Source organism: Azospirillum brasilense (assembly GCF_022023855.1).
GTDB classification, from domain to species: Bacteria; Pseudomonadota; Alphaproteobacteria; order Azospirillales; family Azospirillaceae; genus Azospirillum; species Azospirillum brasilense_F.
Window position 1 is genome coordinate 1,571,370 of sequence record NZ_CP059450.1, and the last position, 19,808, is coordinate 1,591,177.

Annotated in this window: 16 protein-coding genes and 1 tRNA gene; 7 read left to right on the forward strand and 10 right to left on the reverse strand. The window is 69.1% G+C overall.

Features of this window, described 5'->3' with window-relative positions:
- Positions 1–10: 10 nt before the first annotated feature.
- The 6 genes from lptB to H1Q64_RS20605 form a co-directional block, all read right to left on the reverse strand.
- Positions 11–835: an LPS export ABC transporter ATP-binding protein gene (gene lptB, locus H1Q64_RS20580; protein ID WP_237905395.1), complete on the reverse strand. Its 825-nt coding sequence runs from the start codon at positions 833–835 to the stop codon at positions 11–13.
- A 19-nt stretch (positions 836–854) separates the two neighbouring features.
- Positions 855–1,802 carry an LptA/OstA family protein gene (locus tag H1Q64_RS20585; RefSeq protein ID WP_237905396.1) on the reverse strand — a complete coding sequence of 316 codons (948 nt, stop codon included), beginning with the start codon at positions 1,800–1,802 and terminating at the stop codon, positions 855–857.
- Positions 1,799–2,536: an LPS export ABC transporter periplasmic protein LptC gene (gene lptC / locus H1Q64_RS20590; protein WP_237905397.1), complete on the reverse strand. Its 738-nt coding sequence runs from the start codon at positions 2,534–2,536 to the stop codon at positions 1,799–1,801. Before lptC ends, H1Q64_RS20585 begins: the two co-directional genes overlap by 4 nt.
- 26 nt (positions 2,537–2,562) lie before the next feature.
- The gene (locus tag H1Q64_RS20595; protein WP_419468838.1) at positions 2,563–3,579 is read right to left on the reverse strand and encodes a KpsF/GutQ family sugar-phosphate isomerase; all 1,017 of its coding nucleotides are present in this window, start codon (positions 3,577–3,579) and stop codon (positions 2,563–2,565) included.
- A gap of 200 nt (positions 3,580–3,779) precedes the next feature.
- Positions 3,780–4,406: a ribonuclease D gene (locus H1Q64_RS20600; protein ID WP_237905398.1), complete on the reverse strand. Its 627-nt coding sequence runs from the start codon at positions 4,404–4,406 to the stop codon at positions 3,780–3,782.
- A gap of 123 nt (positions 4,407–4,529) precedes the next feature.
- A tRNA-Leu gene (locus tag H1Q64_RS20605) sits at positions 4,530–4,616 on the reverse strand.
- Positions 4,617–4,844: 228 nt separating this feature from the next.
- Here H1Q64_RS20605 and H1Q64_RS20610 point away from each other — a divergent pair.
- On the forward strand, positions 4,845–5,834 hold the full coding sequence (locus H1Q64_RS20610) for a complex I NDUFA9 subunit family protein (RefSeq protein ID WP_237905399.1): 990 nt from the start codon (positions 4,845–4,847) through the stop codon (positions 5,832–5,834).
- A gap of 187 nt (positions 5,835–6,021) precedes the next feature.
- Positions 6,022–7,197, forward strand: coding sequence for an MFS transporter (locus tag H1Q64_RS20615; RefSeq protein WP_237905400.1), 1,176 nt, complete (start codon positions 6,022–6,024; stop codon positions 7,195–7,197).
- Positions 7,198–7,233: 36 nt separating this feature from the next.
- On the opposite strand, the gene H1Q64_RS20620 is transcribed toward H1Q64_RS20615, so the two are convergent.
- On the reverse strand, positions 7,234–8,034 hold the full coding sequence (locus H1Q64_RS20620; RefSeq protein ID WP_149166573.1) for an undecaprenyl-diphosphate phosphatase: 801 nt from the start codon (positions 8,032–8,034) through the stop codon (positions 7,234–7,236).
- A 392-nt stretch (positions 8,035–8,426) separates the two neighbouring features.
- On the opposite strand from H1Q64_RS20620, the gene H1Q64_RS20625 reads away from it, so the two are divergent.
- The 5 genes from H1Q64_RS20625 to H1Q64_RS20645 all read left to right on the forward strand — a co-directional run bounded on the left by H1Q64_RS20625 (position 8,427) and on the right by H1Q64_RS20645 (position 16,261).
- Positions 8,427–9,875, forward strand: a complete 1,449-nt coding sequence (locus H1Q64_RS20625; RefSeq protein WP_237905401.1) for an NAD(P)-dependent oxidoreductase — start codon at positions 8,427–8,429, stop codon at positions 9,873–9,875.
- A gap of 107 nt (positions 9,876–9,982) precedes the next feature.
- Positions 9,983–14,530 carry a glutamate synthase large subunit gene (gltB, locus tag H1Q64_RS20630; RefSeq protein WP_237905402.1) on the forward strand — a complete coding sequence of 1,516 codons (4,548 nt, stop codon included), beginning with the start codon at positions 9,983–9,985 and terminating at the stop codon, positions 14,528–14,530.
- A gap of 188 nt (positions 14,531–14,718) precedes the next feature.
- Entirely contained in the window at positions 14,719–15,174 is a 456-nt protein-coding gene (locus H1Q64_RS20635) for a GNAT family N-acetyltransferase (protein ID WP_237905403.1), read from the forward strand.
- 101 nt (positions 15,175–15,275) lie between these two features.
- Positions 15,276–15,944 carry a glutathione S-transferase family protein gene (locus H1Q64_RS20640; protein ID WP_014198042.1) on the forward strand — a complete coding sequence of 223 codons (669 nt, stop codon included), beginning with the start codon at positions 15,276–15,278 and terminating at the stop codon, positions 15,942–15,944.
- A gap of 146 nt (positions 15,945–16,090) precedes the next feature.
- A complete protein-coding gene (locus tag H1Q64_RS20645; RefSeq protein ID WP_237905404.1) occupies positions 16,091–16,261 on the forward strand; it encodes a hypothetical protein in 171 nt (56 codons plus the stop codon).
- 44 nt (positions 16,262–16,305) lie between these two features.
- Here H1Q64_RS20645 and chrA read toward each other — a convergent pair whose 3' ends face one another.
- The 3 genes from chrA to H1Q64_RS20660 form a co-directional block, all read right to left on the reverse strand.
- The gene (gene chrA, locus H1Q64_RS20650; RefSeq protein ID WP_237905405.1) at positions 16,306–17,697 is read right to left on the reverse strand and encodes a chromate efflux transporter; all 1,392 of its coding nucleotides are present in this window, start codon (positions 17,695–17,697) and stop codon (positions 16,306–16,308) included.
- Between the two features lie 92 nt (positions 17,698–17,789).
- Positions 17,790–19,151 (reverse strand): sensor histidine kinase, encoded by a 1,362-nt coding sequence (locus H1Q64_RS20655; protein WP_237905406.1) that lies wholly within the window; start codon positions 19,149–19,151, stop codon positions 17,790–17,792.
- Positions 19,148–19,807 carry a response regulator transcription factor gene (locus H1Q64_RS20660; protein WP_237905407.1) on the reverse strand — a complete coding sequence of 220 codons (660 nt, stop codon included), beginning with the start codon at positions 19,805–19,807 and terminating at the stop codon, positions 19,148–19,150. Before H1Q64_RS20660 ends, H1Q64_RS20655 begins: the two co-directional genes overlap by 4 nt.
- Position 19,808: the final 1 nt, after the last annotated feature.

The following is a 19,808-nucleotide window of genomic DNA, read 5'->3' on the forward strand; positions in this document are numbered from 1 at the left end:
GGAAACCGCACTAGAGGCTGAACCGGTCCCCGAGGTAGACCCGGCGCACGTCCTCGTGCGCCACGATCTCGGCCGGCTCTCCCTCCATTAGTACCACACCATCGTGCAAGATGTATGCCCGATCGACGAGGTCGAGGGTTTCACGCACGTTGTGGTCGGTGATGAGCACGCCGATGCCGCGGTCGCGCAGGTGGCTGACCAGTTCGCGGATGTCGTTCACCGCGATCGGGTCGATGCCGGCCAGCGGCTCGTCGAGCAGGATGAAATGCGGCTGGGAGGCCAGCGCGCGGGCGATCTCGACGCGCCGCCGCTCGCCGCCCGACAGCGCCAGCGCCGGGGCGCGGCGCAGGTGGGTGATTGAGAACTCCGCCAGCAGCTCGTCCAGCATCTGCTCGCGCGTGTCGCGGTTGGGCTCCACCACCTCCAGAACGGAGCGGATGTTGTTCTCCACCGACATGCCGCGGAAGATCGACGCCTCCTGCGGCAGATAGCCGATGCCCAGCCGCGCCCGGCGGTACATGGGCAGCGCCGTGATGTCCTGCCCGTCGAGCAGGATAGTGCCGGAGTCGGCGGCGATCAGCCCGGTGATCATGTAGAAGCAGGTCGTCTTGCCCGCCCCGTTGGGGCCGAGCAGGCCGACCGCCTCGCCGCGCTGGACCGTCACGGTCACGTCGCGGACGACCGGGCGCTTCTTGTAAGCCTTGCCCAGATGCAGGGCCACCAGCCCTTCGGCCGGGCGCACGTCGGTGGCGGGTTGCCCCGCCGGGTGACCCGACGCATTCGGGGCGGAAAGGGTCGGACCGCCGAGGTCCCGGTCTTCGATGTCCATGGCCATTGATTCGCTGCCGGGTCGGTCAGGGCTTCGCGGCGGGCGTACCGCCCGATTGCGCGGCGGGCGTACCGCCCGATTGCGCGGCGGGCGTACCGCCCGATTGCGCGGTGGGCTTGCCGCCCGCCTGGGCGGTGGGCCGGCCAGCCGGCGCCCCCGGCTCCTGGCCGGGGATCAGAAGGCCCATCACCCGCCCGCCGGTGGCGGGGCCGGCGATCACCCGGTTGACCCTGGTCTTCATGTTCATCTCGGCGGCGTCGCCATTGAGCTGGTTGTCGTTGCGGGTGATCTTGACGTTGCCCAGCAGCACCGCCGTCTCGTCGGCCACCGAATAGACCAGCTTGTCGGACAGCGCCACGTCGGTCGCGGTGGTCACCACCACGCTGCCCGCGCCGTCGATGCGCTCCATCTGGGTCGAACCGTCCGGCATCTTCTTGAGCTGGCCGATCAGGATGTCGGCGCGCAGCCGGTCGCCGTTGGCGATGCGCACGGCCACGGCGTCGCCGCGGGCCACCGTCAGGTTCTTGGCCTCGTAATATTCCAGCGTGTCGCGCGCCGTCACGATGTCGGTGCGGGTGACCAGCTTCAGGTTGCGCCCGGTGACCACCGCCACCTGCTTGTCCACGTCGTAGACGCCCCGTTCGCCGAAGACCTCCTGGGTCGGGCTGACGATGCGCACGTTGCCTTCGGCGAGAAGCTGGAACACCTCGTTCCCCTTGCCGGGCACCTCCCGGTAGTAGGCGGTCAGCACGTCGGCGTAGACGGTGCTGTCGCTGCGCTTGGCCGAGGCGTTGCCACGCGCCACATAGGCGCGCACGTCCTGATGCCATTCGATGGCCTGATCGGCGTTGACCTCGACCGGGTTGGGTCCACCGCCGAGGCCGGGCAGCCCCTGGGCCACCGCCGGGACGGCGGCCCCCGACAGCAGAAGGAACGCGGCCATCAGCGGGGCCGCAAGGGTGGCTGCACTCAACGCGTCTTTCCTCCCGGGCTTTCGGCGGCCTGGACGTCGGCCTTGGACTGGTTCAGGAACACCATCGTCTTGCCACGGTCGGACAGGCGGAAGCCTTCGGCGTTGATCACGCCCTGCGGCCCCTGGCCCACGACATGGACATCGCCCCAGGCGGTACCCTTGCGGATGTCGGAGTCCGCTTCCTCGGTGGTGAATTCGTTGCCGTCGTCGCGCATGACGCGGACATGACCCCGCATCTTCAGGATGCCGGTGACCTGATTGTACCAGCCCTTGTCGGAGCGGATGGTCACCCATGTGCCGTCGGTCTGGGTCATCTCCGCTTCCGGCTGGTCGAGCAGGACGATGTCCGGCTGGTCGGCGATGCGGTCGGCCTTGGCCGCCACCAGCGAGAAGGGCTGGTTGTCCTCGTCCACCGCGATGTAGCGCGGCTTGATCATCTCAAGCTGGCCCTTGTCGGCGGAAATGCGCAGGGTCGGCAGTTCGGTCAGCGACGGCCACACGGCGATCAGCGCCATCACCGCCAGCGCCAGCGCCGGAAGCGCGAACTTCATCCCGGTGACGAAGCGGCTGTAGACCCGGCTGACCGGGCGGATTTCCCGGCGCCGGTGGATGCGCTTGGCCGCCTCGCTGTCGGGCATCGACTCCGGCATAGCCATGAGCCGTGCGGCGAGGGAAGGCGCATCGGCGCGCCGATCCTCCGTGTTCACCGTCCGATCCTTCAGGTCGCTGTCCATGGCGTCAACCGTCCTCCGGCTGCCCGTCACGCCGCCCCGGCGCGCAGGCAATCGTGAATGTGCACAACACCGAGCGGCCGGTCCGCCTCCACCACGAACAGGCTGGTGATCTGCTTCGCGTTCATTTCCCGCAACGCCTCCTCGACCAGCGCCTTGGGGCGGATCGTCTTGGGCCGCGGCGACATGATGCTGTCGGCGCGCTCCGCCCACAGCTCCGGGGTCAGGTGGCGGCGGAGGTCGCCGTCCGTGATGACCCCGGCCAGCGCGCCCGTGGCGTCCACCACGCCGACGCAGCCCAACCGCTTGGCCGTCATCTCGAATATGACGGTGGAAAGCGGCGTATCCAAGGCGCACAGGGGCATATCCTCGCCCTTGTGCATCACGTCGGTCACCTTCAGCAGCGCCCGGCCGAGTTGGCCGCCGGGGTGGAACTGCTTGAAATCCGCCGCCGTGAAGCCGCGCCGCTCCAGCAGCGCCACCGCCAGGGCGTCGCCCAGCGCCAGCATCATCGTGCTCGACGTGGTCGGGGCCAGCCCCAGCGGGCAGGCCTCCGGGGCCGGCGGCAGCACCAGCGCCACGTCCGACTGCTCGGCCAGGGAGGAGCCGGCGCGCCGGGTGATGCCGATCAGCGGGATGTCGAAGCGGCGGGTGTAGGCGACGATGTCCGACAGCTCGTGCGTCTCGCCGGAGTTGGACAGGGCGATAACCGCGTCCTGCCGGGCGATCATGCCGAGGTCGCCGTGGCTCGCCTCGCCCGGATGGACGAAGAAGGCCGGCGTCCCGGTCGAGGCCAGCGTCGCGGCGATCTTGCGCGCCACATGGCCGGACTTGCCCATGCCCGAGACGACGACGCGCCCCGCGATTCCGGCCAGCCGGTCCAGAGCGCGCACGAAGGCGCCGTCCAGCCCGTCCGCCAGCGCGGCCAGGGCGTCGGCCTCCATCCGCAGGACGCGCCGGGCGCTCGCGATGTCGCGGTCGGCCGCGGCGTCGGCTGGGCGATCGATCAGGCTGGGTGCCAGGCTGGATGCGGTCAGGCTCGTCAAGGCGGTGCTTGCCTCTTCTGGTTGGCCCATGGGGCCGAAAATGAGTACTCCGACTGGCGACACGCGTATCCGCGACAACGGGCCAGCCGCCGCGCGGGCAGTATGCCCACCCGCGCGCGTCCGGTCAAATCAACGTCCGGAGGGCTTGACCTATTCCACCGAGGCTCCTGTCCCGGCGCCGGCCGTCAATGCGACCACCCTCAATGCGCCAGAATATCCGGCTGCTCCCAGCCGCCGAGGTCCAGTTCCCCGCGGGCCGGCAGGAAGTCGAAACAGGCTTTGGCGAGATGCGTCCGCCCCTCGCGCGCCAGCATCACGTCCAGCTTCTCCTTCAGGTCGTGCAGGTGCAGCACGTCGGAGGCGGCGTATTTCATCTGCTCCGGTGTCAGCTCCGCCGCACCCCAGTCGGAGGACTGCTGCTGCTTGGACAGTTCCACCCCCAGCAGATCCTTCACCAGATCCTTCAGCCCGTGCTTGTCGGTGAAGGTGCGGACCAGCTTGGACGCGACCTTGGTGCAGTAGACCGGCTGGCAGACGATGCCCAGATAGGCCTGCATCACCGCCACGTCGAAGCGGGCGAAGTGAAACAGCTTGATGACCTCGGGGTCGGTGAGCAGGCGCTTCAGATTGGGCGCATCGTACTGGCCCTTGCGGAACTGAACCAGATGCACCGTGCCGTCGCCGGGGGAAAGCTGGACCAGGCACAGCCGGTCGCGGTGGGGGTTCAGCCCCATGGTCTCGGTGTCGATGGCGACGGCGCCGCCGCGGGCGAAGGACTTCAGGTCGAGACCGTCCGGCAGGTCGCCGTCATGGAGGTCGATGGGCATTGGGTGGCTTCCCGCTCAATAGGACGGCCCCCGGCCACGGACCCCAGAAACGACGAACGCCGCTCTGCCACTTTTCCGTCCCACTGGGGGAGGTCCGTAGCATGCGGCGCAGCCGGGTAGATATGGTGCCCAGGAGAAGACTCGAACTTCCACGACATTTCTGCCACAGGTACCTGAAACCTGCGCGTCTACCAATTCCGCCACCTGGGCTCGGTGTGGGCCGCTTATGTAGCCGGCTGGCGGAGACCCGTCAACAGCTTTTTTCACTTTCGCGCCGAAAGCCCCGCGGGGTGCGAAATGGGCCGCGGGCGGCGCGTCAGGCCCTAGCCTCTTCCAGGAGGTTTCTATATAAGCAACCCCCGATCCGGTCGCCCTGCCCCGCTGGCGGGCGGCCCGGTCGGGAAGAATTTGCGGGCCCAACGGCACGGGAGAAGGTCGATGTCCTATCGCTCTGAAGTGGTCACGGTGTTCGGCGGTTCGGGATTCGTCGGCCGCCATCTCATTCGCCGCCTCGCCAAGACCGGCGCCATCGTGCGCGTGGTGTCGCGCCACCCGAACAAGGCCAACTTCCTGAAGACCGCCGGTTCGGTCGGGCAGATCGTGCCGATGGCCGCCGACGTGAAGGACGACCAGTCCGTCGCGCGGGCCATCCAGGGTGCGGACACCGTCATCAACCTGATCGGCACGCTCTACGAGCGCGGGGCCTGGAACTTCCAGACCGTGCATGTCGACGCCCCGGCGCGCATCGCCCGCATCGCCAAGGCCAGCGGCGTGCGCCGTCTGGTCCATGTCTCGGCCATCGGCGCCGACGCCAAGTCGGCCTCGGCCTACGCCAAGTCCAAGGCGGCGGGCGAGCAGGCGGTGGCGCAGGCCTTCCCCGGCGCCACCATCGTCCGCCCAAGCATTGTCTTCGGGCCGGAGGACGGCTTCTTCAACAAGTTCGCCGCCATGGCGCAGGTCTCCCCGGCGCTGCCGCTGATCGGCGGGTCGACGAGGTTCCAGCCGGTCTATGTCGGCGATCTGGCCGACGCCATCGCCGCCGCCGCGACGCTGGACTCGGCGGTCGGCCGGACCTTCGAGCTGGGCGGCCCGCGCGTCTACAGCTTCAAGGAGCTGATGCAGCTCATGCTGCGGGAGATCCGCCGCAAGCGCTTCCTCGTCCCGGTTCCCTGGAACATCGCGGAGACGCTGGGCGGCCTGCTGGAGAAGGTGCCGCCGATCGTCGCCCCGCCGCTGACCCGCGATCAGGTGGAGATGCTGCGGACCGACAACGTCGCCGCCGCCGGCGCGCCGGGTTTCAAGGACCTGGGCATCACCAATCTGTCGAGCTGCGAGGTGATCCTGCCGACCTACCTGTCGCGCTTCATCGTCGGCGGCCGCTCCAACACGATGCCGCGCGACGCCGGCAACCATTCCGGCGCGCACTGAGTCCTCGGTTCCGCCCCAGCGAAACGAAAGCCCCGGCCCGCCGCCGGGGCTTTCGCCGTTTCGGGGGCCTGCCATCCCGTACGAAAGAGCCGTGCAAGGGTGCCCTGCGGCGCGCGGCCTTGATTCCCGCGCCGTCCTGCCGCATCTGGCCCCTTCATCGGGGGCGACGGAAGGAGCGTGGGGAGTCATGCAGGCGGCAACGCAGGATTTCACCATACGGGAATTCGCCGACCGCGCCCCGGGCGCCCGGCTTGCCTCCCTGGCGGCCTTCTTTGTCAACGGGTCGGTGTTCGGCGTCTGGGCCACCCAGATCCCGGCGATCAAGGATCACCTGGACCTCAGCCCCGGCGTGCTCGGCGTCGCCCTGCTCTGCCTCGCCGCCGGGGCGCTGACGGCCATGGTCGGCACGGGCCCACTGCTCGGCCGCGTGGGCAGCGCGCCGGTGATCCGGCTCACCGCCGTGGCCTTCGCCCTGATCCTGCCGCTGCCGGCGCTGATGCCGGATCTGTTGTCGCTGTGCGCGGTGCTGTTCCTGTTCGGGGCGGCGGGCGGAACCATGGACGTGGCGATGAACGCCCATGGCGCTTTAGTGGAACGCCATCTCGGACGGCCCATCATGTCGTCTCTACACGGCATGTGGAGCCTGGGCGGCCTGTTCGGCGCCGGGATGGGCGGCCTGTTGCTGCAAGTCCTGCCGCCGCCGGTCCAGGCGTCCATCCTCGCGGCGGCCCTGCTCGCCCTGTTCTTCGCGCTGCACCGCCGCTTCCTGCCCGGAAGCGCCGATCAGCAGGCGGAGCCGACGGGCCTCGCCCTGCCCGACCGCGGCACGCTGCTGCTGGGCGCCCTGACCTTCCTGGCCTTCATGAGCGAGGGCGCGATCCTGGACTGGAGCGCCGTCTATCTGCGCGAGGATCTGGGGGGTGCGGCGTCGATCGCGGCGCTGGGCTTCGCCGTCTTTTCCGGCGCCATGGCGGTGGGCCGCTTCTGCGGCGACCGGCTTCGCCAGCGTTTCGGCGGGCCGGTGCTGGTCCGGGCGGGCGCGGTGCTGGCCTTCGCCGGGCTGGCGGTCGCGCTGACCGGGGGCGGCCCGGTGGTGGCGGTCGCCGGGTTCGGGCTGACCGGGCTCGGCCTGTCGAACGTAGTGCCGGTGCTGTTCAGTGCCGCCGGGGCCAAGGCGGAGGGGGAAGCCGGCCAAGCCATCGCCGCGGTGGCGACCCTCGGCTACGCCGGCGTGCTGACCGGCCCGGCCCTGCTCGGCTTCGTGGCGGAAGCCAGCACGGTGGGCTTTTCCTTCGCCCTGGTCGCCGCGCTGGCGCTGGTCATCGCCGCGGCCTCCTCGCGCGCCGTCGCCCAACAGGGCTGAGGCGCGCGGGAAACCGGCTTTTTACAGCCCGGCGTCTTACAGATAGAGGAACGCCAGCATCCCCGACCCGATGGCGATGCGGTACCAGGCGAAGGGCGCGAAGCCGTAGCGCCCGACGAAGTCCACCAGCACCTTGACCACCAGCGCCGCCGCGATGAAGGCGGTGACAAAGCCGACCCCGATCAGCAGCGCGGAGTCGACGGTCATCAGACTCCAGTTCTTGTAGAGGTCGTAGACCGTGGCGCCGGCCATGGTCGGGATCGCCAGGAAGAAGGAGAATTCCGCGGCGGTCCGCCGGTCCACCCCCATCAGCAGCGAGCCGAGGATCGTCGCGCCCGAGCGCGACACGCCCGGCACCAGCGCCAGGCACTGGCACAGTCCGATCTTCAGGGCGAGCGGCGCCGGGAAGCGTTCGATCTGGTGGTAGCGCGGGACCGGCACCAGCCGCTCCGCCATCAGGATCGCCACGCCGCCCAGGATCAGCGCGATGCTGACCACCGTCGGGTTGAACAGCACCGCCTTGATGACGCCGTGCAGCGCCGCCCCCAGCACCATCGCCGGCAGGAAGGCCAGGATCACCGCCACGGCGAAGTGGCGGGCGCCCGGGTCGTCCTTCAATCCGGTGACCACCTTCCACAGCCGGGCGAAATAGACCGTGCAGATCGCCAGGATCGCACCGAGCTGGATCACCACCTCGAACACCTTGCCCGGCGGGCCTTCGAAGCCCAACAGGGTGTCGAAAATGATCAGGTGGCCGGTGGACGAGACCGGCAGAAATTCGGTCAGCCCTTCGATCAGGCCGAGCAGAGCGGCGTCCAGATATTGGTCGATCAACATGCGGCGCGGGGCCTCTGACAAGATGGCGGGGGCAATGTCCGGCTTATAGCAGTGCAACATGGCGAAGGCGACGACCCATGGGGCGATACCCCGAATTGGGCGATAGTCCCGAATCGGACCTAATTTTCTTGCTTGTTTTTCAGGCACTCCGGCCGTTCCCGGAGGCGTCCGCGACATCGAGTCACGGTTTGGTCAGTCATGCTGTCCTAACGACGAAAATATGCTCGCGCGGCGCCTTCTCTTGCGGTATATGACGTTCAGACCGCGTGACCGCGGGCTTTCGTTTTCACTGCGGCCACGCCCCTCGCCATGCCCCACCGGCACGAAAAATGGGTCGCCCGGCCGCCGGCGCCGTCCCCATGCACGGGACACGGGAAGAAGGAGCAGGCGTTATGGCGAACCAGAGGATGTTGGGCTTCGTGCACACCGCGCAGCGGATGCCCGACAAACGCCCGGCCACGGAGCGCCGCCAGGATTTCGCCGAGATCTACGCCCGCTTCTCCGACGAGCGCGCCAACGAGCAGGCCAACCGCTGCTCGCAGTGCGGCGTTCCCTTCTGCCAGGTGCACTGCCCGGTCTCCAACAACATCCCCGACTGGCTGAAGCTGACCTCCGAAGGCCGGCTGGAGGAGGCTTACGAGGTCTCCCAGGCCACCAACAACTTCCCGGAGATCTGCGGCCGCATCTGCCCGCAGGACCGCCTGTGCGAAGGCAACTGCGTCATCGAGCAGTCCACCCACGGCGCCGTCACCATCGGGTCGGTCGAGAAGTACATCAACGACACCGCCTGGGATCAGGGCTGGGTGAAGCCGCGCAAGCCGTCGCGTGAGCTGGGCGTCTCGGTCGGCGTCATCGGCGCCGGTCCCGCCGGCCTCGCCGCCGCCGAGGAGCTGCGCGCCAAGGGCTACGAGGTGCACGTCTACGACCGCTACGACCGCATGGGCGGCCTGCTGGTCTACGGCATCCCCGGCTTCAAGCTGGAGAAGTCGGTGGTCGAGCGCCGCGTTCAGCTGCTGGCCGACGCCGGGGTGGTCTACCACCCGAACTTCGAGGTGGGCCGCGACGCCTCCCTGCCGGAGCTGCGCCGCAGGCACGTCGCCGTCCTGGTCGCCACCGGTGTCTACAAGGCGCGCGACATCAAGGCGCCGGGCTCGGGCCTTGGCAACATCGTGGCGGCGCTGGACTATCTGACCACCTCCAACAAGGTCGGCCTGGGCGACACGGTGGAGGCGTACGAGAACGGCTCCCTGAACGCCGCGGGCAAGCATGTGGTGGTTCTGGGCGGCGGCGACACCGCCATGGACTGCGTGCGCACGGCCATCCGCCAGGGCGCCAAGTCGGTCAAGTGTCTGTACCGCCGCGACCGCAAGAACATGCCGGGTTCGCAGCGCGAGGTCGCCCATGCCGAGGAAGAGGGCGTGGAGTTCATCTGGCAGGCCGCCCCGGAAGGCTTCACCGGCGACACGGTGGTGACCGGCGTGCGCGCCGTGCGCATCCATCTGGGCGTGGCCGACGCCACCGGCCGCCAGACCCCGCAGGTGATCGAGGGGTCGGAGTTCACCGTCCAGGCCGATCTGGTCATCAAGGCGCTCGGCTTCGAGCCGGAGGATCTGCCCGCCCTGTTCGGCGAGACGGAACTGAAGGTCACCCGCTGGGGCACGCTGCTGGTCGACCACCGCAGCAAGATGACCAACCTGGAAGGCGTCTTCGCCGCCGGCGACATCGTGCGCGGCGCCTCGTTGGTGGTGTGGGCCATCCGCGACGGCCGCGACGCGGCGGAGGGCATCCACGCCTACGCCAAGGCGAAGGCCGAGGCGCCGGTCGCCGTCGCGGCTGAATAAGCTAAGCAATCCATAATTCCGCGGGTTCCAGGGGTCCATTTCGGCCCCTGGCGGGGGTGAAGGGGCGAAGTCCCCCTTCCGAACAGACTGATTGAAAGGGTCCACCGATGACCACCGAGTTGAACCAGGGTGAGCAGTTCGTCGCCGACTTCCGCGCCAACGCCGCGGCGCTGACCACTGCCAACGCCTACAACCCGGAGGATGAGCACGACGCCTGCGGCGTCGGCTTCATCGCCGCGATCGACGGCAAGCCCCGCCGCTCGGTGGTCGAGAAAGGCATCGAGGCGCTGAAAGCCGTCTGGCACCGCGGCGCCGTGGACGCCGACGGCAAGACGGGCGACGGTGCCGGCATCCACGTCGCCGTGCCGCAGAAGTTCTTCAAGGACCATGTGAAGGTCATCGGCCACCGCGCGCCGGACAACAAGCTGGCCGTCGGCCAGGTCTTCCTGCCGCGCATCAGCCTGGACGCGCAGGAAGCCTGCCGCTGCATCGTCGAGACCGAGATCCTGGCCTTCGGCTACTACATCTACGGCTGGCGCCAAGTGCCGATCAACGTCGACATCATCGGCGAGAAGGCCAACGCGACCCGTCCGGAGATCGAGCAGATCATCGTCGGCAACAACAAGGGCGTGTCCGACGAGCAGTTCGAGCTGGACCTCTACATCATCCGCCGCCGCATCGAGAAGGCGGTGAAGGGTGAGCAGATCAACGACTTCTACATCTGCTCGCTGTCCGCCCGCTCGATCATCTACAAGGGCATGTTCCTGGCGGAGCAGCTGACCACCTTCTATCCGGACCTGCTGGACGAGCGGTTCGAGTCCGACTTCGCCATCTACCACCAGCGCTATTCGACCAACACCTTCCCGACGTGGCCGCTGGCCCAGCCCTTCCGGATGCTCGCCCACAACGGCGAGATCAACACGGTCAAGGGCAACGTCAACTGGATGAAGGCGCACGAGACCCGGATGGAGCATCCGGCCTTCGGCACCCACATGCAGGACCTGAAGCCGGTGATCGGCGTCGGCCTGTCGGACTCCGGCTCGCTCGACACCGTGTTCGAGGTGATGGTCCGCGCCGGCCGCACGGCCCCGATGGTCAAGATGATGCTGGTGCCGCAGGCGCTGACCAGCTCGCAGACCACGCCGGACAACCACAAGGCGCTGATCCAGTACTGCAACTCCGTCATGGAGCCGTGGGACGGCCCGGCCGCGCTGGCCATGACCGACGGCCGCTGGGTCGTCGGCGGCATGGACCGCAACGGCCTGCGCCCAATGCGCTACACGATCACCACCGACGGCCTGATCATCGGCGGGTCCGAGACGGGCATGGTGAAGATCGACGAGGCCCAGGTCATCGAGAAGGGCCGCCTCGGCCCGGGCGAGATGATCGCCGTTGACCTCCAGTCCGGCAAGCTCTACCGCGACCGCGAACTGAAGGACCATCTCGCCACGCTGAAGCCGTGGGACAAGTGGGTGCAGAACACCACCCACCTGGACGAGCTGGTCAAGACCGCCTCGCTGAAGGGCGAGCCGTCGGACATGGACAAGGCCGAGCTGCGCCGCCGCCAGCAGGCCTTCGGCCTGACCATGGAAGACATGGAGCTGATCCTGCACCCGATGGTGGAGGACGGCAAGGAGGCCATCGGCTCGATGGGCGACGACAGCCCCATCGCCGTGCTGTCCGACAAGTACCGCGGCCTGCACCACTTCTTCCGCCAGAACTTCTCCCAGGTCACCAACCCGCCCATCGACTCGCTCCGTGAGCGCCGGGTGATGAGCCTGAAGACGCGGCTCGGCAACCTCGGCAACATCCTGGACGAGGACGAGACGCAGACCCGCCTGCTGCAGCTCGAATCGCCGGTCCTGACGACCGCCGAGTTCCGCGCCATGCGCGACTACATGGGCGACACGGCCGCCGAGATCGACGCGACCTTCCCGGTCGACGGCGGTCCCGACGCGCTGCGCGACGCGCTGCGCCGCATCCGCCAGGAGGCGGAGGACGCGGTGCGCGGCGGCGCCACCCACGTCATCCTGACCGACGAGGCGATGGGCCCGGCGCGCGCCGCCATCCCGGCGATCCTCGCCACCGGTGCCGTGCACACGCACCTGATCCGCTCCAACCTGCGCACCTTCACCTCGCTGAACGTGCGCACGGCGGAGGGCCTGGACACCCACTACTTCGCCGTGCTGATCGGCGTCGGCGCCACCACGGTCAACGCCTACCTCGCCCAGGAGGCCATCGCCGAGCGTCACCGCCGCGGCCTGTTCGGCGCCATGCCGCTGGAAAAGGGCATGGCCAACTACAAGAAGGCCATCGACGACGGCCTCCTGAAGATCATGTCCAAGATGGGCATCTCGGTCATCAGCAGCTACCGCGGCGGCGGCAACTTCGAGGCCATCGGCCTGTCGCGCGCGCTGGTTGCCGAGCATTTCCCGGCGATGGTCAGCCGCATCTCCGGCATCGGCCTGAACGGCATCCAGAAGAAGGTGCTGGAGCAGCACGCCACCGCCTACAACGAGGAGGTCGTGGCCCTGCCGGTCGGCGGCTTCTACCGCTTCCGCAAGTCGGGCGACCGCCACGGCTGGGAAGGCGGCGTGATCCACACGCTGCAGCAGGCGGTGACCAACGACAGCTACACCACCTTCAAGAAGTACAGCGAGCAGGTGAACAAGCGCCCGCCGATGCAGCTCCGCGACCTGCTGGAGCTGCGCTCCACCAAGGCCCCGGTGCCGGTGGACGAGGTGGAGAGCATCACCGCGATCCGCAAGCGCTTCATCACGCCGGGCATGTCCATGGGCGCCCTGTCGCCCGAGGCGCACGGCACGCTGAACGTCGCCATGAACCGCATCGGCGCCAAGTCCGACAGCGGTGAGGGCGGCGAGGATCCGGCGCGCTTCCGCCCGGACAAGAACGGCGACAACTGGAACAGCGCCATCAAGCAGGTGGCCTCGGGCCGCTTCGGCGTCACCGCCGAGTACCTGAACCAGTGCCGCGAACTGGAGATCAAGGTCGCCCAGGGCGCCAAGCCCGGCGAGGGCGGCCAGCTCCCCGGCTTCAAGGTGACCGAGATGATCGCGCGGCTGCGTCACTCGACACCGGGCGTGATGCTCATCAGCCCGCCGCCGCACCACGACATCTACTCGATCGAGGATCTCGCCCAGCTCATCTATGACCTGAAGCAGATCAATCCGGATGCGAAAGTGACGGTGAAGCTGGTCAGCCGTTCCGGCATTGGAACAATTGCCGCGGGCGTGGCGAAGGCCAACGCCGACATCATCCTGATCTCCGGCAACAGCGGCGGTACGGGCGCTTCCCCGCAGACCTCGATCAAGTTCGCCGGCCTGCCCTGGGAGATGGGCCTGTCGGAGGTCCATCAGGTCCTGACGCTGAACCGCCTGCGCCACCGCGTGCGGCTGCGCACCGACGGCGGCCTGAAGACCGGCCGCGACATCGTGATCGCCGCCATGCTGGGCGCGGAGGAATTCGGCATCGGCACGGCCAGCCTGATCGCCATGGGCTGCATCATGGTCCGCCAGTGCCACAGCAACACCTGCCCGGTCGGCGTCTGCGTGCAGGACGACAAGCTGCGCCAGAAGTTCGTCGGCACGCCGGAGAAGGTCGTCAACCTCTTCACCTTCCTGGCGGAAGAGGTGCGCGAGATCCTGGCCGGCCTGGGCTTCCGCTCGCTGAACGAGGTGATCGGCCGCACCGACCTGCTCCATCAGGTCAGCCGCGGCGCCGAGCATCTCGACGACCTCGACCTGAACCCGCTGCTGGCCCAGGTCGATCCCGGCGAGAACGCCCGTTACTGCACGCTGCAGGGCCGCAACGAGGTGCCGGACACGCTGGACGCCCGCATCGTCGCCGACGCCCGCCCGCTGTTCGAGGAGGGCGAGAAGATGCAGCTCGCCTACAACGCCCGCAACACGCAGCGCGCCATCGGCACGCGGCTGTCCTCGATGGTGACGCGCAAGTTCGGCATGTTCGGGCTGCAGCCCGGCCACATCACCATCCGCCTGCGCGGCACCGCCGGCCAGTCGCTCGGCGCCTTCGCGGTGCAGGGCATCAAGCTGGAGGTGATGGGCGACGCCAACGACTATGTCGGCAAGGGCCTGTCGGGCGGCACCATCGTCGTCCGTCCGACGACCTCCAGCCCGCTGGAGACCAACAAGAACACGATCATCGGCAACACGGTCCTCTACGGCGCGACGGCGGGCAAGCTGTTCGCCGCGGGCCAGGCCGGCGAGCGGTTCGCCGTCCGCAACTCCGGCGCCACCGTGGTGGTCGAGGGCTGCGGCTCCAACGGCTGCGAGTACATGACGGGCGGCACGGCGGTCATCCTCGGCCGCGTCGGCGACAACTTCGCCGCCGGCATGACGGGCGGCATGGCCTATGTCTACGACCTGGACGACAGCCTGCCGCTCTACATCAACGATGAGAGCGTGATCTTCCAGCGCATCGAGGTCGGCCATTACGAAAGCCAGCTCAAGCACCTGATCGAGGAGCATGTGACGGAGACGCAGAGCCGCTTCGCCGCCGAGATCCTCAACGATTGGGCGCGTGAGGTGACCAAGTTCTGGCAGGTGGTTCCGAAGGAAATGCTCAACCGCCTGGAAGTGCCGGTCCATCTGCCGAAGGCCATTTCCGCGGAGTAAAACCCACGGAGTAAATCTCAGGTCGATTGCGCATATGCGAAACGGCGGTCCGGGGCAACCGGGCCGCCGTTTTTCACGTCGGCGTCGGCATGGCCGTCCTTTTCAGGGTGCCGGTTCTTGGAATAATCTGGTGCGGAATGGGTTGTTAGGACCGCCTGGGGGCATCCGCAACCACATGGGAGGGCGTCATGCCGGCAGAGGACGGCTTGCGCATCGACATTCGCTTCGCCACGGCGGCCGACGGGCCGCGCTGCGCCGACATCTTCTTGCGCGGGCGCCGCGCCGCCTTTTCCTGGCAGCCCGAGGACCGCTTCGGCCTGGACGACTATTACGACTGCGTGGACGGGGAAGAGGTGCTGGTGGCGGAAGCCGGCGGCTGCGTGGTCGGCTTCGTCTCCGTCGATGCCGGCGAGCGCTTCATCCACACCCTGTTCATCGACCCGCTGTGGCGCGGGCGGGGCATCGGCAGCGCGCTGCTGCGCGAGGCGCTGACCCTGCTGAGCGGCTCCGCGGAACTGGCCTGCGCCTCGCGCAACGCGGCGGCCCGCGCCTTCTACGAGCACAATGGCTGGACCCCGGTCCCCGGCGCCGATCCGGAGGGCGACGCCGCCCCCCTGGTGGTCTACCGCAAATCCGCCCTTTGACACCCTCTCGGCACGGTTAATCCATAAGCCGAAGGAGCGGCGTCACAGGCCAAAGCGCAGACTGTTTTCCACGCTCCCCATACGCTACAGTCCGGCCCGGCATGCGGACACTCCATCACCACCCCCTCCATCCCTTGTCCCGCGTCGCGCGGGTGATGCTGGCCGAGAAGGGTCTTCCCTTCGACACGGTCATCGAGAAGCCGTGGGAACGGCGCGAGGATTTCCTGATGCTGAACCCCGCCGGCGAGCCGCCGGTGCTGGTGGAGGAGGACGGAACCGTCGTGGCCGGCGGGCTCCCCGTGCTGGAGTATCTGGAGGAGGCCTATCCCGACGTGGCCCTGATGCCGCGGGAGGTGGCGGCCCGCGCCGAGGTGCGCCGGATCGTCGACTGGTTCACCCGCACCTTCGACCGCGAGGTGACCGAGAATCTGGTCGGCGAGAAGCTGATCAAGCGGCTGTCCGGCCAGGGCCACCCCTACGCCCCGGCGATCCGCGCCGGTCTGGCAAACATCCAGTACCATATGGAATACATCGCCTTCCTGTCGGAACGGCGCCCCTGGCTGGCTGGCTCCAGCTTCACGGTGGCCGACATCGCGGCGGCGGCGGCGCTGTCCTGCGTCGATTACGTGGACAACGTGCCGTGGGACAAGGTGCCGGAGGCCAAGGACTGGTACGCCCGCATCAAGTCGCGCCCCAGCTTCCGCGGTCTGCTCACCGACAGCATCCCCGGTTGCCCGCCGCCCCGTCATTACGCCGACCTGGATTTCTGAATTCCCCACGATCTTTGCGGGAAAAATCCAAACCCAGCTCCCCCAGCCCGATCTGTCCGACCGGGATAGGCCCCGCCAAAGGAGGGAACCCCGCCCGTACCGGTCTGTTTCGCTTTGGTTGCAGAACGGTTGAGGAGGATGGGGGCATGGCCCAACACGACTACGTGCGTCACACGCTCGATTGCCTGGAGGAGGCGCAAGCGGCCCTGCGGCTTGCCCAACGCAAGGGTCAGATCGCGCCGGAGGACGAGGACCAGCTGTCCCGCCGCCTCGATACGATCACCGAACGCATTGCCCAGGTTCAGGACATGAACTGACGCAGGCAGGGGCCGCGCCGGTCCGGGCGCGGCCTTTCGGTCTCCTACGCCGCCCCCGCCATGCGCAGCGCCACGCCGGCCAGCGCGCAAGCGCCCAGGGTGGGCAGCATCCCCACCTTGAAACGGAACACCGCCAGCACCGCCGCCACGGTCAGCGCCAGGGCCGGCAGGTTGACGCTGGCGAGAACGGGCAGGTCCAGCCTCATGCCGGCGAAGGACACCGGTTCCAGGCGGGCGAACAGCGTGTGCAGGGCGAACCACAGCGCCAGATTCAGGATCACCCCGACCACCGCCGCGGTGATCGCCGACAAGGCGGCGCCGAGCATCCGGTTGCCGCGCAGCGCCTCCACATAGGGCGCGCCGAGGAAGATCCACAGGAAGCAGGGCACGAAGGTGACCCAGGTGGTCAGCAGCCCGCCCAGCACCCCGGCCAGCAGCGGCGGCAGCGCCCCCGGATCGCGCAGCGCGCCGAGGAAGCCGACGAACTGCACCACCATGATCAGCGGCCCCGGCGTCGTCTCCGCCATGCCCAGCCCGTCGAGCATCTCGCCGGGATGGAGCCAGCCGTAGGTCTCCACCGCCTGCTGAGCCACATAGGCCAGTACGGCGTAGGCGCCGCCGAAGGTCACCACCGCCATCTTGGAGAAGAAGACGGCGATGCCGGTGAACGTGTTGTCCGGTCCCAGCGTCAGCAGCAGCGCCAGCACCGGCCCCAGCCACAGGGCGAGGCACACCGCCCCGACCCGCAGCGACCAAGCGGTGGAGGGGCGGGCGTGGTCCGGCGTCCCCTCGCCCAGCAGGCTATTTCCATGCGTGGACGAAGCCGGTCCGTGCGGCGCCGGCCGGAAGGCGGTGACACCCAGCCGCGCCCCGGCCAGACCGATCAGGGCGGCGGTCAGGATGATCAGGGGGAACGGGACGTTGAAGGCGAAGATCGCCAGGAAGGCCGCCGCCGACAGGGCGACCATCGCCCCGTTCTTAAGCGTGCGCCGCCCGACGCGGACCACCGCCTCCAGCACCACGGCGAGCACCGCCGCCTTCAACCCGAAAAACAGCCCCTGCACCGCCCCGGTGTGCCCCAGCGTCGCATAGATCAGGCTGAGCGCCATGATGGCCAGCGCGCCGGGCAGGACGAACAGGACGCCGGCGATCAGCCCGCCCACCGTCCGGTGCATCAGCCAGCCGATGTAGACGGCCAGCTGCTGCGCCTCCGGCCCCGGCAGCAGCATGCAGTAGTTCAAGGCGTGGAGGAACCGCTCCTCCCCGATCCATTTCTTCTCGTCCACCACGATGCGGTGCATCATAGCGATCTGGCCGGCCGGCCCGCCGAAGCTCAGCGCGGCGATCCGCGCCCACACCCGCGTGGCCTCTCCCAGGCTCACCCCGTGGCCGGCGGTGTCCACACCGGGTGCGTTGGCGCTGTCCGCCTGGGTCATGCGTCGTCTCCGGAGCACGCGAAGGGACGCCATTCAGACCACAAGGGACGGTCGGCCGCCAGCGCGGAGATGTGACGGTAATGTTGCGCCGGTCAGGACAGCGTCGCTGCTGGCAGCACCAGCTCCACCCGCAACCCGCCGAGCGGCGAATCGCCCAGCCTCAGGTCGCCGCCGTAGAGCCGCGCCACGTCGCGCACGACGGCAAGGCCGAGGCCGCTGCCCGGTGTGCTTTCGTCCAGCCGCACGCCGGGGGCCAGCACCGTGTCGCGCCGGTCGGCGGGCAGGCCCGGCCCGTCGTCCTCGACCACCACCGCCAGCATCCCGCCGGCCTCCAGCCGCGACGCGACCTCCACCCGCGACCCCGCCCACTTCATGGCGTTGTCCAGCAGGTTGCCCAGCATCTCGTCGAGATCCTCGCGCTCTCCGGCGAAAACATGCTCGCGCGGGACACGGACGGTGACGATCACCCGTCCATTGCCGCCCTGGAGCTTCTTCATCACTCGCGCCAGCGCCCCGGCGCTGTCGGCCACCGGGGTAGCGACGCCGGGCAGGCCGCGGGCGGCGGCGGCGCGGGCGCGGGCCATGTGATGGTCGATGTGGCGGCGCATCTCCGCCACCCGCCGGGCGGCCGCCTCCCCCTCCGCCTCGTTCGCCAGCACGGCGAGGTTCGTCTTCAGCGCGTGGGCGAGGTTCCCGGCCTGGAGCCGCGCCCGGACCACCACCTCCTCCGAATGGTCCAGCAGGGCGTTCAGGTCGTCGAGCAGCGGCTGCACCTCGCGCGGGGAATCGCCGCCGAAGCGCTTCCTGCGTCCGGCCCGCACCGCGGCCAGCTCGGCACGCAGCCGCACCAGCGGGCGCAGCCCCACCGACACCTGGACCACCGCAGCGGCGATCAGCGCCAGCGCCAGCGCCCCCAGCGACAGCCAGAGCACCCGGTTGAAATCCGCCACCACCGCCCGCAGCTCCGCCTCGTCCTGCGCCACCGCCATGCGCAGGGGTGCCGTCCCGTTGGGGAAGGTCACGGCGCGCTCCAGCACCGACAGCTGGCGCCCTGCGGGGCCGACGACGCTGTGGCGGTGGATGTCGCCGTCGGCGACCTCGTCCGGCGGCAAGGGCAGCGCCTCGTCCCACAGGGAGCGGGAGCGCAGGACCGGCGCCTCCCCCGGCCCGACCTGCCAGTACAGCCCCGACAGGGGGCGGCGGAAACGCGGGTCGCTGAGCGGCTGGCGCAGCACCGGCGCGCCGTCCGCCCCCAGCTCGGTCAGCGCGGCGAGCTGATCGAGATGGTTGGTCAGCTCCGCCTCGAAGCGGCGGGCCACATGGTCGCGGAACAGGCCGGACAGCACCAGCCCGGCCAGCGCCAGCGCCAGCGCGATCCACACCGCCGCCCCGGCCAGCAGGCGGAAGCGCAGCGACCCGGTCAACCCTCCCCCGCGGCGGGCGGGGCCGCTCACGGCGCCTCCAGCTTGTAGCCGAGCCCGCGCACCGTCTTGATCAGGTCGGCGCCCAGCTTGCGGCGCAGGCGACCGACGAAGACCTCGATGGTGTTGGAATCGCGGTCGAAATCCTGGGCGTAGATGTGCTCGGTCAGCTCCGTACGGGAGACCAGCTGCCCCTTGCGGTGCATCAGGTAATCGAGCACGCGGAACTCGTGCCCGGTCAGGTCCACCGGCCGCCCATCCAGCGTGACCCGGCCCGAGCGGGTGTCCAGCACCACCCCGCCGCAGGCGATCTCCGCCGAGGCGTGGCCCTTGGAGCGGCGGATCAGCGCGCGGATGCGGGCGAGAAGCTCCTCCATGCTGAAGGGCTTCGCCAGATAGTCGTCGGCCCCGGCGTCGATGCCCTGGACCTTCTCTGTCCAGGCGCCGCGGGCGGTCAGGATGATGACCGGTGCCGTCATCCCCTGCGCGCGCCAGGAGCGCAGCACCGTCAGCCCGTCCACCCGCGGCAGGCCGAGATCCAGCACGATGGCGTCGTAGGGTTCGGTCTCGCCGAGGAACTGCCCTTCCTCGCCATCGGCGGCGTGGTCCACGGCGTAGCCCTCGCCCTCCAGCCGCTCGGCGAGCTGCTGGGCGAGCGCCGGATCATCCTCGACGACGAGCAGGCGCATG

Excerpts from the sequence above, each read along its gene's own strand:
- lptB (WP_237905395.1), bottom strand. The coding sequence starts at position 835 with ATGGCCATGGACATCGAAGACCGGGACCTCGGCGGTCCGACCCTTTCC.
- lptC (WP_237905397.1), bottom strand. The coding sequence starts at position 2,536 with ATGGACAGCGACCTGAAGGATCGGACGGTGAACACGGAGGATCGGCGC.
- H1Q64_RS20600 (WP_237905398.1), bottom strand. The coding sequence starts at position 4,406 with ATGCCCATCGACCTCCATGACGGCGACCTGCCGGACGGTCTCGACCTG.
- H1Q64_RS20610 (WP_237905399.1), top strand. The coding sequence starts at position 4,845 with ATGTCCTATCGCTCTGAAGTGGTCACGGTGTTCGGCGGTTCGGGATTC.
- H1Q64_RS20615 (WP_237905400.1), top strand. The coding sequence starts at position 6,022 with ATGCAGGCGGCAACGCAGGATTTCACCATACGGGAATTCGCCGACCGC.
- H1Q64_RS20620 (WP_149166573.1), bottom strand. The coding sequence starts at position 8,034 with ATGTTGATCGACCAATATCTGGACGCCGCTCTGCTCGGCCTGATCGAA.
- H1Q64_RS20625 (WP_237905401.1), top strand. The coding sequence starts at position 8,427 with ATGGCGAACCAGAGGATGTTGGGCTTCGTGCACACCGCGCAGCGGATG.
- gltB (WP_237905402.1), top strand. The coding sequence starts at position 9,983 with ATGACCACCGAGTTGAACCAGGGTGAGCAGTTCGTCGCCGACTTCCGC.
- H1Q64_RS20635 (WP_237905403.1), top strand. The coding sequence starts at position 14,719 with ATGCCGGCAGAGGACGGCTTGCGCATCGACATTCGCTTCGCCACGGCG.
- H1Q64_RS20640 (WP_014198042.1), top strand. The coding sequence starts at position 15,276 with ATGCGGACACTCCATCACCACCCCCTCCATCCCTTGTCCCGCGTCGCG.
- H1Q64_RS20645 (WP_237905404.1), top strand. The coding sequence starts at position 16,091 with ATGGCCCAACACGACTACGTGCGTCACACGCTCGATTGCCTGGAGGAG.
- chrA (WP_237905405.1), bottom strand. The coding sequence starts at position 17,697 with ATGACCCAGGCGGACAGCGCCAACGCACCCGGTGTGGACACCGCCGGC.
- H1Q64_RS20660 (WP_237905407.1), bottom strand. The coding sequence starts at position 19,807 with ATGCGCCTGCTCGTCGTCGAGGATGATCCGGCGCTCGCCCAGCAGCTC.